Origin of the sequence: Streptohalobacillus salinus, assembly GCF_003201605.1 — a bacterium.
Classification (GTDB): Bacteria; Bacillota; Bacilli; order Bacillales; family Amphibacillaceae; genus Streptohalobacillus; species Streptohalobacillus salinus.
In genome coordinates this window covers 136,952-150,616 of record NZ_QJJR01000006.1, presented here as the reverse complement: position 1 = coordinate 150,616, position 13,665 = coordinate 136,952, and the positions used below count along the sequence as shown (strand labels likewise).

At 39.7% G+C, this 13,665-nt stretch carries 10 protein-coding genes and 1 pseudogene; 9 read left to right on the top strand and 2 right to left on the bottom strand.

Features of this window, described 5'->3' with window-relative positions; translation table 11 throughout:
* Positions 1–856: 856 nt before the first annotated feature.
* Positions 857–1,429, bottom strand: coding sequence for a hypothetical protein (locus DES38_RS07180; RefSeq protein WP_146206362.1), 573 nt, complete (start codon positions 1,427–1,429; stop codon positions 857–859).
* A 225-nt stretch (positions 1,430–1,654) separates the two neighbouring features.
* Positions 1,655–1,858 carry a hypothetical protein gene (locus DES38_RS07175; protein ID WP_211305841.1) on the bottom strand — a complete coding sequence of 68 codons (204 nt, stop codon included), beginning with the start codon at positions 1,856–1,858 and terminating at the stop codon, positions 1,655–1,657.
* 724 nt (positions 1,859–2,582) lie between these two features.
* Between DES38_RS07175 and DES38_RS07170 the strand changes: the two genes are divergently transcribed.
* From DES38_RS07170 to DES38_RS07130, 9 genes and pseudogenes are all read left to right on the top strand, one after another.
* Positions 2,583–3,116 (top strand): VanZ family protein, encoded by a 534-nt coding sequence (locus DES38_RS07170; RefSeq protein WP_170114363.1) that lies wholly within the window; start codon positions 2,583–2,585, stop codon positions 3,114–3,116.
* Positions 3,117–3,145: 29 nt separating this feature from the next.
* Positions 3,146–4,621 carry an amidase family protein gene (locus DES38_RS07165; protein WP_110251428.1) on the top strand — a complete coding sequence of 492 codons (1,476 nt, stop codon included), beginning with the start codon at positions 3,146–3,148 and terminating at the stop codon, positions 4,619–4,621.
* A gap of 48 nt (positions 4,622–4,669) precedes the next feature.
* A complete protein-coding gene (locus DES38_RS07160; RefSeq protein WP_170114362.1) occupies positions 4,670–6,589 on the top strand; it encodes a BglG family transcription antiterminator in 1,920 nt (639 codons plus the stop codon).
* A gap of 89 nt (positions 6,590–6,678) precedes the next feature.
* Complete coding sequence (locus DES38_RS07155) at positions 6,679–8,598, top strand: PTS fructose transporter subunit IIABC (RefSeq protein WP_110251426.1); 1,920 nt, start codon at positions 6,679–6,681, stop codon at positions 8,596–8,598.
* A gap of 159 nt (positions 8,599–8,757) precedes the next feature.
* Positions 8,758–9,435 carry a uracil-DNA glycosylase gene (gene ung / locus DES38_RS07150; RefSeq protein WP_110251425.1) on the top strand — a complete coding sequence of 226 codons (678 nt, stop codon included), beginning with the start codon at positions 8,758–8,760 and terminating at the stop codon, positions 9,433–9,435.
* A gap of 76 nt (positions 9,436–9,511) precedes the next feature.
* On the top strand, positions 9,512–9,787 hold the full coding sequence (locus DES38_RS07145; RefSeq protein WP_110251424.1) for a phasin family protein: 276 nt from the start codon (positions 9,512–9,514) through the stop codon (positions 9,785–9,787).
* 25 nt (positions 9,788–9,812) lie between these two features.
* Entirely contained in the window at positions 9,813–11,489 is a 1,677-nt protein-coding gene (locus tag DES38_RS07140) for an ABC1 kinase family protein (RefSeq protein ID WP_110251423.1), read from the top strand.
* A 194-nt stretch (positions 11,490–11,683) separates the two neighbouring features.
* Positions 11,684–12,145, top strand: a pseudogene (locus DES38_RS07135) (RNA-guided endonuclease InsQ/TnpB family protein); the annotation flags it as partial.
* 82 nt (positions 12,146–12,227) lie between these two features.
* Positions 12,228–13,643 carry a gluconokinase gene (locus tag DES38_RS07130; protein ID WP_110251422.1) on the top strand — a complete coding sequence of 472 codons (1,416 nt, stop codon included), beginning with the start codon at positions 12,228–12,230 and terminating at the stop codon, positions 13,641–13,643.
* The last annotated feature ends 22 nt before the right edge of the window (positions 13,644–13,665 follow it).

Here is a 13,665-nt window from a genome sequence, read left to right as displayed (position 1 = left end):
TCCTAACTTATTTGTTTAGTCACTCATAAGTATAGCGCATTTACATGGCTTTTTTAATATCTAATGGGATTATGCATTTCATTTTACAACAGACCTATTAATTTAAAGTGAAGAATTATAGAAAGTAAGTTCCCCCCCTTATTATTTCAAATTAATTACAGTATTAGCGTAGCAAAAACAAATAAAGAGTTCAATGCTTTCTACATTTTTTTACAAAAAACCTATTTTTTAATAGTTTAAGATTTAAGGTTATTTATAAAAGAAGAGAGAGGTTGCATTAGTGGAATAGAGGTCGGGGTATTTGGATTGGTATGTCAACACAAAACTGTACAACTTTTTAAAGGTGCGTCACTCGGACTATCGCTTCTTAGTGTTTTAAATGCTTACATTAACACTGCTAGCTTATTGTCACTTGACTGTCACTCTGCTCGCATGCAATTGAGCCCGGCAACCAGATGATAAAAAAATCTGACTCTGCCATAGAGGCTAGCACGCTCGCCTCTCCAAATAAAGTGCGCGTCTCTTTATGATCCGGAGTGAACCGCTCTGTTTTTCTTATATTCAGCGGGTGATTCACGATTTGTTTGCTAAAACTTATGTTACTAATAATTTTCCGGACTAAAAAGCAGTCGCCTCTGATTTTCCAGTAGGGGCGACTGCTCAATTTAAGTTCTTATGATACATGGTGCCTGGCACTTCCTGGTTAAAGAGAAAGACAATCGTAGAGACCAAGAATGTAAGCATCAAATAAATCCTCATCCGAAAATCAGGATAATTTTATATGACATAATTGAAATGCAGATTACGGCAGTTAATTCATGTTGGTCAGATCCGGCCGAAAATACACAAACAGTTGCTAACTATTTGTATAACTAGCATAAAAAGAATTAAAATATTTTAAACTGGTGTAAAAATGCACTTGCAATTTATTTAAAACTTGTTCCAATTCTCCTTTTGAATAAGAATCTGTCAGTTCTACTTTTTGTATATAACTCTCCATTTTTATTAATGACTCTACTAGCAATTGCAAATAATTCTTTGTGCTTTCGTCATAATTTTCACTAAAGGTTAAATCCATCAACATTTGTCTGGTTTTTATAACGTCCGATTTAATTGAATGAAATTTTTTATCAGTAAAAATGACTGAATCCCCACTGATTAAAAAATCTTGGTGATAAACATCTAGCAAACCTTGTTGCATCCTAATGATCGCTAAATCATTTGTTTCACTTTTTTCATAACTTCTTTTTAAGTCATTTAATTTCGTTTCATATTGAGCAACCGTCATAGATTCAGGTGTGTGCTTATATTGTTTGTTTATACTAAGTAACGATAATGGATAGTAATGCGATATTAATAAAAGCACACTGGTTATTATAATTACTGGGATGACTATCGATAATAGGTATTTTCTTCTGAATATATTCATTGAAACGTCCTCCCGCTATAAAATAAGTTATTTTCGCAATTCTGCCGTGTTCCTCCGTTTTTCTACCAAGTGTGATATCAAACCGCCGATTAGTGAAAGCTAAGTATTCAATAAAAAATATTGGAACACGAGGTTCGAGTAGAATAAACATTAACGTTTTAAATTCCATTGACGGATTCACTACGACAACCTTGGAAACAAGGTCTTTTAAATAATAATCTAAGTTCAGCCAACAGTATCCTGTTGGTTCCATGCCAATAAGAACCTCTGTGTGTCGTTCGACATGTTTGAGCATGTCAGTAAGTCTTTAAAACCCTCAAACATCAAACGTTTCACAAGATCACGACCGTGATCATCAATCGTACGAGCAACGTGCTTACGTTTAGCGATGTCCACCCCGATAATTAATGTGTTTTCTGTGATTTGCATTTAGCGATGATTTTGTATAAAGTCCACCGTAGAAGTCTCCTTTCGGTATTTGAATTAGAGGTCATCAATGACACTCACTATCGTACCAAAGGTTTTTTGCATGCTTCAAAATTATTGATCCCCCCATATTTAGTTCCTTATAGGAATACTTCCTTATCGTTTCTAATGAATAGTGATTATCTCACGATAAGAAAGGGTTTAAATGTGTGGATTATTTTACGCTTATGTTTAAATTGTAAATGAATACGCGTATTAAAGGAACTGAGGCGTTGGAATATTCGATTTTAAAATAAAAATTTAAATTTATTACAAAAGGGATCAAAATGATAACGAAATATAGGATCCAATTTTATCAAAGTAACCTTGCGATAAGGGTATTAGAACATGTTTGGAAATGTGAGCGTCGAAATATATAAAAAGCAGTGATTAAATTAGTCGACAACCTGAATATATGAGTAATTACCCGCTTTATTGTTCTGTTTTTTGTAAGAAACCTTCCATGTTTATGTTATACCACATTATATTGTTTTTGTTGAATGGTTTAGCAGCGTTTCGAGCAGTGTCGCATCTTTGTATTTTAAGAGAATTTGTTGCATTAATTTTTATTAAAACCAAGATATTGTGCTTCTGCCATTGTGAAGTGGACATTTTTGTATGATAATATAGATACACCATCTGATGCAGTTAAAAAATATATAGCTTGATGGGTCTAGGAGGTTTCTTGTTGCTTTCTTATATACATTTTGGTTTTCTATTTATTTTCCCCGTTGTCGTAATCGCATATATTTTAATGATGACATTAAAGTCTGAGGTTACGAAACGTTACTTATATAACGGTCTTATGACCATTTATGTTTTACTATTAAGCTATTTTATTTGGTTCCAAGGACTTGGTGATGTGAGTGATCAGCTAGCCATCAACTTGGAACCCTTTGAAACAATCAAATTATATATTAGAGCCTATCAGGCGAACACATTGTCGTTATCGATCATTGCAGTGAACTTATTAGGAAATGTTGTACTCATGTTCCCGATTGGCTTTTGGCTTTACTACAAGCGTTATGGCGTGGTAAGAATTATCTTATACGCATTGTTTATCCCTGTCTTGTTTGAAGGGGGTCAGTTTTTACTTCATCAATTGCATGCTGTCTCGCGCTCCGTTGACATTGATGACTGGATTCTTAATGCATTAGGGATCTTGATTGGCTATTTCATAAGTTACTTGCATACACAAATAACGACGCGAAGAAAAATCTGAATGTTCAAATCTTGAAGGAGGCGGAGAGATTGGATACACTCGAATATCAAACCTATGATGCTGTCGGACTTGCCGAGTTAGTAAAAAACAAACAGGTAACGAAAGCCGAGTTGTTGAAAGTTGCTTTTGAACGACTTGACCAAGTCAACCCAAAGTTGAATGCGGTGGTAAGAACCCGGAAATCAAAAGCGGTTGAAGAATTAAATGAAGCTGAGTCAGGAGACGTATTTTCGGGTGTACCTTTGTTTCTAAAGGATATCTCTCAGGCGATTGAAGGCGAAGTTCTTTCCGCGGGTTCAAAGTTACTCGAAGACCATGTCAGTTCAAGGGATAGTTATTACGTTGAAAAAGCACGATTGGCGGGCTTTCAATTATTAGGACATTCAAATACGCCGGAATTCGGATTAAAAAATATCACAGAGCCTGTCGCGTATGGGGCAACACGGAATCCTTGGCATTTAAATCATTCACCAGGTGGGTCAAGTGGTGGCGCAGCTGCCCTGGTTGCTAGTGGTGTTGTGCCAATGGCTGGTGCAAGCGATGGCGGGGGTTCAATTAGGATTCCGGCAGGGTTCACTGGTCTTTTTGGACTCAAACCGACGCGTGGCAGAACCCCGGTTGGACCTGGTACCGGAAGGCAGTGGCAAGGGGCAGCAATTGATTTTGCGCTGAGCCGTACTGTCCGTGATAGCGCTCGCTTTTTAGATGTTCAAAAGATCTATCAACCGGCGGCAGCTTTCCATGTGCCACTGGACGAGAGAAGCTATTATGATTTGCAGTATCAACCACTAAAAAGAAAACTTCGGATCGCTTATACAACAGCCTCACCTGTTCGAACAGCGGTGACTGAGGATGCGAAACAAGCAGTGATAAAAACGGTTAATTATTTAGCAACACTTGGCCATGAGATTGAAGAAATAGAAGCACCAATTAACGGGGTACACTTAATGCAAGATTACTACACAATGAATGCTGGGGAAATGCATAAGGTGATCCGTGGCTTAGAACGTCAGTTTTCACGATTGTTGACGGCTGATGACTTAGATATCTTCACCTATGCCCTGCATAAGGTTGGGAAAGAAGTAAGTGCTGCGGATTTTAGTGAAAGTCTCGATCATTGGGATTTAGCCAGTGCCAACATGGAGGAATTCCACCACACGTTTGATTTATATATAACGCCAACAAATGCAGCGCCCGCGCCTGAAATCGGAGAACTTACCCCGGATCAGGCTATGATTGAACGGCTATTAAATGTGGACCACTACACCAAGAAAGAACAGTTGGCGCTCATTTATGATATGTTTTTGCCGAGCCTAACGTATACACCTTTCACGCAGCTCGCTAATTTAACCGGACAACCGGCAATGAGTATCCCTGTCTCCTTAAGCGCTACTGGTTTACCTCTCGGTTGTCAAGTGATGGCAGCGGTAGGGCGTGAAGACTTGTTGTTATCGCTTGCGTTTATGTTAGAAGCATCACCGATTTGGTTAAAGCAACGCCCTTAACCCGTTTGGAAAGATCAGTATCCTTGCATGAGAGAAAGGGGGTCTTGTATGAATGAACGACAGCAAGCATTATTAATCTATCTCGTCGAACAAGATAATCGCTACCACTTAACAAAAACACTTGCCCATCAATTTGATTGTTCTTTAAGGACGATTCGAAATGATTTATCAACCATCGAAAAAGAACAAGCCAGTGCGTTCGCCTTTACATTAAATCGTGATCCAGGGAAAGGAATTCTGCTTGCGATTGATGAGGAAAAGAAAGAGCGGTTATTAAAAGTGTTGCTGCAACAAAAAGTTCAGCCGACGGCTGATGTTGACTTGAGGCAAGTCGCTTATGAGTTATTGATGGGAAAAGAAAAATTCAGCATTACCGGTCTCACTGAGCTCTATTTTTTGACTAAAATAGAAGCTAAGCAATTGACCGATGGCTTAACCGTCTGGTTTAGACGTTTTCAACTGAGTTTAACATCAAAGCAACGGGTCGGCCTGATCTTGGAAGGTAATGAGCTTAATAAGCGGCGCGCACTCGCACAAATTGATGATTTGTCTGAAACACCAAGCGGCTGTCGGTATCTGCTTTCGAAAATGGAGCCGTATGAAGTTAGTGAAGTTGAGCGACAACTGGCTAGTTTTAAGGAAAAACATCGCTTATTTTTCACTGATGAAAGCTTTCAGCGTTTAGTTATGCATGTGTTGTTGATGGTGAAGCGAACAAAACTGAACCAACCGATGACACTAACAGAAGAAGATTTAAACCAGTTAAAAGCAACAGATGAATATCAAGATGTTCTGCCTTTAAAAGCCTCCATTGAATCTTTTTTTAACGTGCATTTAAAAGACGAAGAGGTGGCATATTTAACGATGCATATGCTGGGTGCAAAAATTAAAAAAGGGTTAAATGATACTGATTTTTTAAACTTAGCAATTGAAAATCAAGCAAAAGCATTGACCGAAGCGATTACGGAGCGTTTAGTGCAGCGGATGCAAGTGCCGTTTTACGATGATCCATTTCTTAAAGAAGGCTTGCTTGTTCACGTGTATACGACAATTAATCGGTTGCGTTTTGGGTTAACGGTTAGTAACCCCTTAACAAAAGATATTAAACAAATGTATCCATATTTGTTTAGTGTCTTACTAGAAAATGTCATTGATTTAGAAAAAGACTTAGGTTTTCTCGTGCCAGAAGAAGAAGTTGCTTACCTCGCCTTGCATTACCAAGCTGCATTTGAACGCTTAGAAAAACTTAAGGACAAAGCACAAAAAACAGCAATTGTTTGTCATATGGGTATAGGAATGTCTGAGATTTTAAAAGCAAAAATCGAGTCGCATTTTCGTGAGCTATCGATTAAAGCGACGCTACAAGAGACGGAAGTCCATCAATATTTAAAGCATGAAGCGGTTGATTTTCTAATATCTACCTTGCCGCTTGCGTTAGAAGACCCACCACATATTGTTGTTTCACCATTGTTTACTAAAACGGATGAAGAAAAACTACAGGCCTACATTACTGTTGAGGAAAAAACACAAGCCTTACCAGAAGTGGATATCAAAACATTGATCGAACCAGCTTTTATTTTCTTACATTATCGTTTTGATCATCCATATCAACTCATTGAGTATGTGGCGAACCGCTTGGTTCAAGCAGGTGTTGTTGAGAAAGAATATGTGCACCAATCGCTTCTACGTGAACGTAAAGCGTCGACAGCTATAGGTGGTGGGATGAGTGTCCCGCACGGGGACCCACGTTTTGTTAAACAATCAACAATTGCAGTCATTACCTTAAAAGAACCCATTGACTGGGACGGGGAAGATGTGTCATTGATTTTCTTTGTGGCCATTAAGCGAGAAGAGAAATATTCACATCGTTCGCTTTATCAGCGACTGGCAGTCTTAGCAGAACAGCCGAGTCATGTGAGACGAATCATTGAGTCAGAAACAAAGAAAGCGCTTCTAAAAATTTTGTGATTGCCACAGTTCCGGCAAAAACAAATCATATTACTAGTGAAAACCTCCTTTATACTATGAGTAGATAGTAAAACAAGGAGGTTTTTATGATGAAATTGGTAGCAATTACATCGTGTCCAAACGGCATTGCTCATACCTACATGGCAGCTGAAAATTTAGAAAAAGCAGCCAAAAAGCTAGGCGTTGAGATCAAAGTTGAGACACAAGGTGGTGTAGGTGTTGAAAACGAATTGTCAGAGAAGGATATTCGTGATGCAGACGGCGTGATTATTGCAGCGGATAAAGCGGTAAGTAAAGATCGTTTTGTCGGCAAACAGTTGATTAGTACAGGTGTTCAAGATGGCATTAGAAAACCAGAAGAATTAATCAATCGATTTGAAAAAGGTGATGTGAAGGTTTACCGTGGAACAGGGAATGAGCAACAATCGAGTGGTGATGGTCAAAACAAGCAAAATCCTATATACCGTCACTTGATGAACGGGGTATCATTCATGATTCCATTCATTGTTGTCGGGGGGTTATTGATTGCGATTGCCCTTACCATTGGCGGTGAACCTACTGAAGCAGGTATTCAGATTCCAGAAGATTCGATTTGGAAAACAATTGAATCGATTGGTGGTGCAGCCTTTGGATTCATGGTACCAATTTTAGCTGGTTATATTGCCTATAGTATCGCAGATAAACCTGGTTTAGCACCGGGTATGATTGGTGGTTTTATTGCTGCCAACGGAAGTTTCTATAACTCAGAAGCAAGTGCGGGGTTCTTAGGTGGTATTATTGCTGGTTTTCTAGCAGGTTATGCAGCACTTTTAATTAAGAAAATTAAAGTACCAAAAATGATGCAACCGATTATGCCAATTATTATTATTCCGGTATTTGCTTCATTAGTTGTCGGTTTTATTTTTGTATTCTTAATCGGCGCGCCTGTCGCAGAGGTCTTTGTTGCTTTAACCGGTTGGTTAGAAGGTATGCAAGGGACAAGTTCAATTGTTTTAGCACTAATCTTAGGCGCTATGATTGCCTTTGATATGGGTGGTCCAGTAAACAAAGTAGCCTTTCTCTTTGGGGCAGCGATGATTGTTGAAGGGAATTATGAAATCATGGGTCCAATCGCAGCTGCGATTGCGATACCACCAATAGGTATGGGGCTTGCAACACTAATGTTTAAAGATAAGTTTGTACCTGAACAACGTGAAACAGGGAAAGCATCATTAACAATGGGCTTCTTCGGTATTACTGAAGGTGCGATTCCATTTGCAGCACAAGATCCATTGCGGGTTATTCCAAGTATTATGGTGGGGTCAATGGTTGGTTCTGTGATTGCGATGTTATCTGGTGTAGGTAACCGTGTTGCTCACGGTGGGCCAATTGTTGGTTTGTTAGGTGCCGTTGATAACGTCATCATGTTCTTTGTAGCAATTGCCGCAGGTTCTGTTGTTGTTGCCTTTATGATTAAGTTCTTGAAAAAAGATGTTGAGCCAGCAACAGCTGGTGCGCCAGCTGAAGCAGCAGAGGAGCCAGCGTCTACAAGCGGACCAGAAGCATCTGATGCATCCGCATTAACAAAACTCACAGATTTACCACTGATTGATGTCGATGTAAAAACAACGACGCGTGATGAAACAATCGATTACATGGTGGATCAACTGGTTACAGATGGTGCAGTCACTGATCGTGAAGCGTTTAAAGAAGCCATCATGGCCCGTGAACAAGAATCTACCACTGGGATTGGCATGAATGTCGCTATTCCACACGGTAAATCAGACGCTGTTAAAGAACCGAGAATTGCTTTTAGTATTAGTAAAGAAGGCATTGATTGGGACAGTTTAGATGGTTCTACATCTCGATTAATCTTTATGATTGCTGTACCAAAAAGTAAAGCAGGCGATCAACATTTAAAAATCCTTCAACTCCTTTCACGTAAATTAATGAATGATGAATTCCGTGAAGAATTGATTCAAGCAAAAACAAAAGAAGAAGCGTATCGTTTGTTAGACGAAATTAAATAATGACATCAGGTCTTGGGCAGTTGATTGCCTAAGGCCTGTTTTTTGCGTTATCATTTGCGTTAGGAAGCAAACGAAAGGGCTTGGCGAAACAAAGATGAATGGAAGCGATAGGATGTGCTATGATGAACGTATTACACAGTCTACATGAGGAGGAATGGCATGGATTTAAAAGCTACCTTACCACAAGATTGGCAGAAGCAACTGGCACCGCTAACAGAGACAGCAACATTTAATAGGCTTAGTGCATACTTAGCAGCACGGTATCAAGAAACGGTTGTCTTACCGCCCAAAGATCAAGTGTTCAGTGCCTTACGATTAACACGATTTGAAAACGTTAAGGTTGTGATATTAGGTCAAGATCCGTACCATCAAAAAGGACAAGCCCATGGCTTAAGCTTTTCTGTGAACCCATCGGTAAAAATCCCCCCTTCACTTCGCAATATTTATCAAGAATTAGTCGCTGACTTAGGATGTAATCAGCCTGAGACAGGTTATTTGGTTCCTTGGGCAAAACAAGGGGTTTTGCTCATGAATACGGTATTGACCGTTGAAGAGGGTCACGCGCACGCCCACCGTCATAGAGGCTGGGAAGCCTTTACCGATGGTGTGATTCGTGCACTCAATAAAAAGGAGATGCCAATTGTCTATTTACTTTGGGGTAAACCAGCCGAGAAAAAACGAGCATTAATCGATGAGGACAAACATCTCGTCCTAACCGCACCACATCCAAGTCCGTTGTCGGCTTACCGTGGTTTTTTTGGTAGCAAACCGTTTAGCCGAGCAAATGCATTCTTAGTGAAGACAAACCAAACACCGATTGATTGGTGTTTAACGTAAGGAACGTGTTTAAATAGATAGAAAAAGTGGAAAACAAAAGGTAGAACTAAAATTCAATGATAAGGGAGTGGCGAATGTGAGTGACTTATTTAAAAAAGGTTTGGCTGTCGGGTTAGGTTTAGCGCAGACGAGTGTTGACCAAGCTGAAAAAATGATTAATCAATTGGTTGAAAAAGGTGAGATGACTAAACAGGAGTCAAAAGAGTTTTTTGATAAATACTATCAAAAAGGTCAAGAGACACAAAACAAAACGCTTAATCATTTAAACATTGCCTCAAGCGAAGAAGTGAATAAATTAGAAGCACGTTTACGTGTTGTTGAACAACGATTAACCGATTTAGAAAGTGAATAATTACAAAAAGAGGAGGTAACAACATATGCTAGGCAAACATATGCGTCATTTAAATCGATATAAAGATATTGTTGTTGCCTTTTCTAAAAATGGACTCGGGTACGTCATGCGCGAACTCGGGCTCCATGACCTACATATCTTACCGCGAAAAAACAAACAAGAAAAACCAGTCAATGATGGTCCGTCATTAGGTGTAAGAATTAGGCGCGTCCTTGAAGAACTTGGACCAACGTTTGTTAAGTTTGGCCAAGTCATGAGCACAAGACCTGATCTTCTACCCGAGGACATCATTAATGAACTCGAAAAACTACAAGCGACGGTTCCACCGTTTAGCTTTGAAAAAGCAAAAGCGATCATAGAAAAAGAACTGAACCAGCCAATTGAAGATTTATTTGTCCGCTTTGATGAAGAACCGATAGCAGCAGCATCAATTGGTCAAGTACACCGTGCTAAGCTACCTTCTGGCGAAGAAGTGGCGGTGAAAGTTCAACGCCCAGAGATTTCAGAGAAAATTGATGTCGATTTTGAAATTCTAACTGAAATGGCAGCCTTAGCAGAGCTTCGGTTGGACTGGGCTAAGCAATACCGGCTAAAAGATGTAATTGAAGAGATGAAAGATACACTAAATTTAGAGCTTGATTATACGATTGAAGCACATAATATGATCAAGATTGGTGATCAGTTTAAAGAGGATGAACGCGTCATTGTTCCAAAAGCCTATCTTGCCTATACGACGAAAGAAGTACTCGTCATGGAATATGTCGAGGGGATGAAGCTAAAATCATTGATTTTGAGTCCAGATAAACAGGGGATCAAAGAAGAGGTTGCAGAGAAATTAGTGAACATTACGTTAAAACAGATACTAATGGACGGTTTCTTCCATGCTGATCCACATCCAGGCAATATTCTCTTAACGGAAGATAACGCCATCATCTTGCTTGATTTTGGAATGGTCGGACAATTAACTGAAGAAATGAAACGACAGTTCGGTCAGATCGTTATCGCGATGACCAAGGAAGATACGGAAATGCTGGTTGAGGTAATTTTTGATATGGGTGTTGCGCCTGATAATATCAATCGAGTGAAGCTAACCAATGACGTGGACATGTTTATGCATAAGTACTACCGACAATCGCTGCATGACATTAGTCTGGCAGAAGCGGTCCAAGAATTGTTTCAAATTGCTTATAGGCACCGGATTGAGATGCCAAGTGATTTTACCTTGCTAGGAAAAACGTTATTAACCTTAGAAGGAACTGTTGAACAGTTGGACCCAACCATTAGTATCGTGGAAATCGCAGAACCGTTCGGCAAGCAACTCATTCGTGACCGATTTCATCCGAAGAATCTTAAAGATCAATTTGTCGATCAGTGGATTGCCTTTTATGACTTATGGCGTGATTTACCCTCACAAGCGAAAGCATTAAAACGGGTTGTTAAAAAGGGTAAGGTACATGTTGAACTTAGTTTGCCTGATATTGATTTATTGTTACGGAAAATGGATAGAATCAGTAACCAATTATCGTTTGCGATTATATTGCTGGCTTTTAGTATTATTATGGTCGGGATTATTGTTGGAGCTGCGATTATGGGGGCATCTAGTATATTGTGGCGCTTACCGATGATTGAGGTAGGTGCAGTCGTTGCGATGGGGATGTTCTTGTGGATTATTTTTGCGATCTTTAAATCCGGTAGATTTTAACGTATTTTCGAAAGAAGTCTCTCTCTTCAAGCGTGTGAAAGTGTGACAACATCACCGATAAGGGGGAGATGAACTTCGATTGGGCGACAGCCTAAAGGCTGTCGTTTTTGTATGGTATATTATATATTCAGTCAGTGTTGATGATGTATTCGTATCATGTTTTGGTCGTCAAATCGAGAAGAAAGGTAAGCGATTCACGAAAGAAGAAAGGTTCTTCGAATTGGAACAAACAGCGTGTTCGAGTTGCCAAAGTTCTAGTGAAAATTGCCAATCAACATAAGGATTTTCTTCACCATAAATCAAAAGAAATCGTGACGACCTATGATGCCGTTATCATCGAGGATTTGGATATGAAAGGACTATCACAAGCCTTGAAGTTCGGCAAAAGTGTTTCAGCTAATGGGTGGGGAATGTTCACTTCTTTCGTGCATTACAACTTACACGAACAAGAGAAGAAACGTGTTAAAATCAACAAGTTTCTTCTAAAACCTGTTCAGGCTGTGGGTGTACGCAACCAATGCCTATGACTGTTCGAACGTATAATTGTCTGTGTGGGCTAACGCTTGGTAGAGATATCAATGTGGCACTCACCATCAAAAAAAGGGATTCGCTTATTAGCAATTACCCAAAAAGTCCCTCCTACAAGAAACCCGTAAGGGAGGAGTGGTGGGCAGTTCATAAAGATGATAGACTAGGTGGTAATGAAAAAAATGAGAAGAAATAAAGAGGAGACTCACGATGACGATTACGATTGATATTGGGACAACTGCAGTTAAAGTGTTGCACTTTAACCAGGATAACAAACAAATAGGTACACAATCGCTCGGTTACGATACGCTCTATCCCGCTGAAGGGTATGCTGAACAAAACCCGGCTCACATTCTTGAAGCGGTACATAAATGTTTAACTCAGATCAAGGTAAGCGGTGAAGAAACACTGGTGCTCTCATGTGCCATGCATAGTCTCATGGCAGTTGATCACGCAATGCAACCATTAACCAACCTCTGGATTTGGGCCGATCACCGGGCCGATCAAGTGATGAGAACCTTTAAAAAGTCAGCAGTAGCAACACAATTTTTTCAAAAGACGGGGACACCTCTTCATCCCATGAGTCCGTTCGCAAAACTGTTATGGTTAAAAGAAACTGCTGCAGGAAATTCACTGCGACAAGAATTAACCGATTTCTATAAATGGATCGATATTAAAACTTATCTTTGGTATGCTCTTACTGGTTATATCGAACAGGATGTGTCAATGGCTTCTGCAACCGGTCTTGTAAATACCGAATTATTAGTCTATGATACGGATGTGTTAAGTTATCTTGGCATATCAGCTCAGCAATTACCAGAACTTGTCTCTGTTTATACGTGCCGTCGATTAACGTCTATGCTCACCGCAACAACAGGCATCACTGGGCAAGCGATGATTGGGGCAAGCGATGGAGTACTCGCTAATATATCAGAAAGTCGCAACACAGGAGATGCCCATTTAACGATAGGTACCAGTGGTGCGATTCGGGTGACCACCAAGGAAGCCTATAAGGACCCGTTCGGTCAATTGTTTTGTTATTACCTTGATGATACAACTTGGGTCGTTGGTGGGGCGGTTAATAATGGAGGAAACGTTTTTAAATGGTTGGATCAATTACTTTATGATGGCCAGGGAGAGTTGTTTCAACAGCTGAAAACGATAGATTTTACAACGTTTGATTCCAGTCTTGTCTTTGTGCCGCATTTAAACGGGGAACGTGCACCGTTTTGGGATAGCGAGCGTCAAGGTGCTTTCTTTGGCTTAAAAATCAATCATGATAAAATCGATGTGATTAAAGCTGTTGTTTATGGTGTCTTATTTAATCTCCGTCATGTGTACCAAACGCTAACCAACCTAACTGGGCCGATTAAGTCATTGTATTTGTCGGGAGGAACCTTTAAAATCCCACAATTAGCAGCTTGCGTTGCTAACTGTTTACATGTTCAGGTGATTCTGAGTGAAACGCTCGAACAATCAAGTGTTGGGGCCTTGAACCTGGTTTCAGATTATGAACATAATAAACGTTATACAACCTTAAAAGATGATGAAAAGCAACGCGAGGCGATCGATGCATACTACAGTTTGTATCAGACGTATCTGCCGTTAGCGAAACGTAAAGGTTAACTAACAGAGAGAAAAAATGATT

Excerpts from the sequence above, each read along its gene's own strand:
- DES38_RS07140 (WP_110251423.1), top strand. The coding sequence starts at position 9,813 with ATGCTAGGCAAACATATGCGTCATTTAAATCGATATAAAGATATTGTT.
- DES38_RS07175 (WP_211305841.1), bottom strand. The coding sequence starts at position 1,858 with ATGCAAATCACAGAAAACACATTAATTATCGGGGTGGACATCGCTAAA.
- DES38_RS07130 (WP_110251422.1), top strand. The coding sequence starts at position 12,228 with ATGACGATTACGATTGATATTGGGACAACTGCAGTTAAAGTGTTGCAC.
- DES38_RS07160 (WP_170114362.1), top strand. The coding sequence starts at position 4,670 with ATGAATGAACGACAGCAAGCATTATTAATCTATCTCGTCGAACAAGAT.
- DES38_RS07180 (WP_146206362.1), bottom strand. The coding sequence starts at position 1,429 with ATGAATATATTCAGAAGAAAATACCTATTATCGATAGTCATCCCAGTA.
- DES38_RS07155 (WP_110251426.1), top strand. The coding sequence starts at position 6,679 with ATGAAATTGGTAGCAATTACATCGTGTCCAAACGGCATTGCTCATACC.
- ung (WP_110251425.1), top strand. The coding sequence starts at position 8,758 with ATGGATTTAAAAGCTACCTTACCACAAGATTGGCAGAAGCAACTGGCA.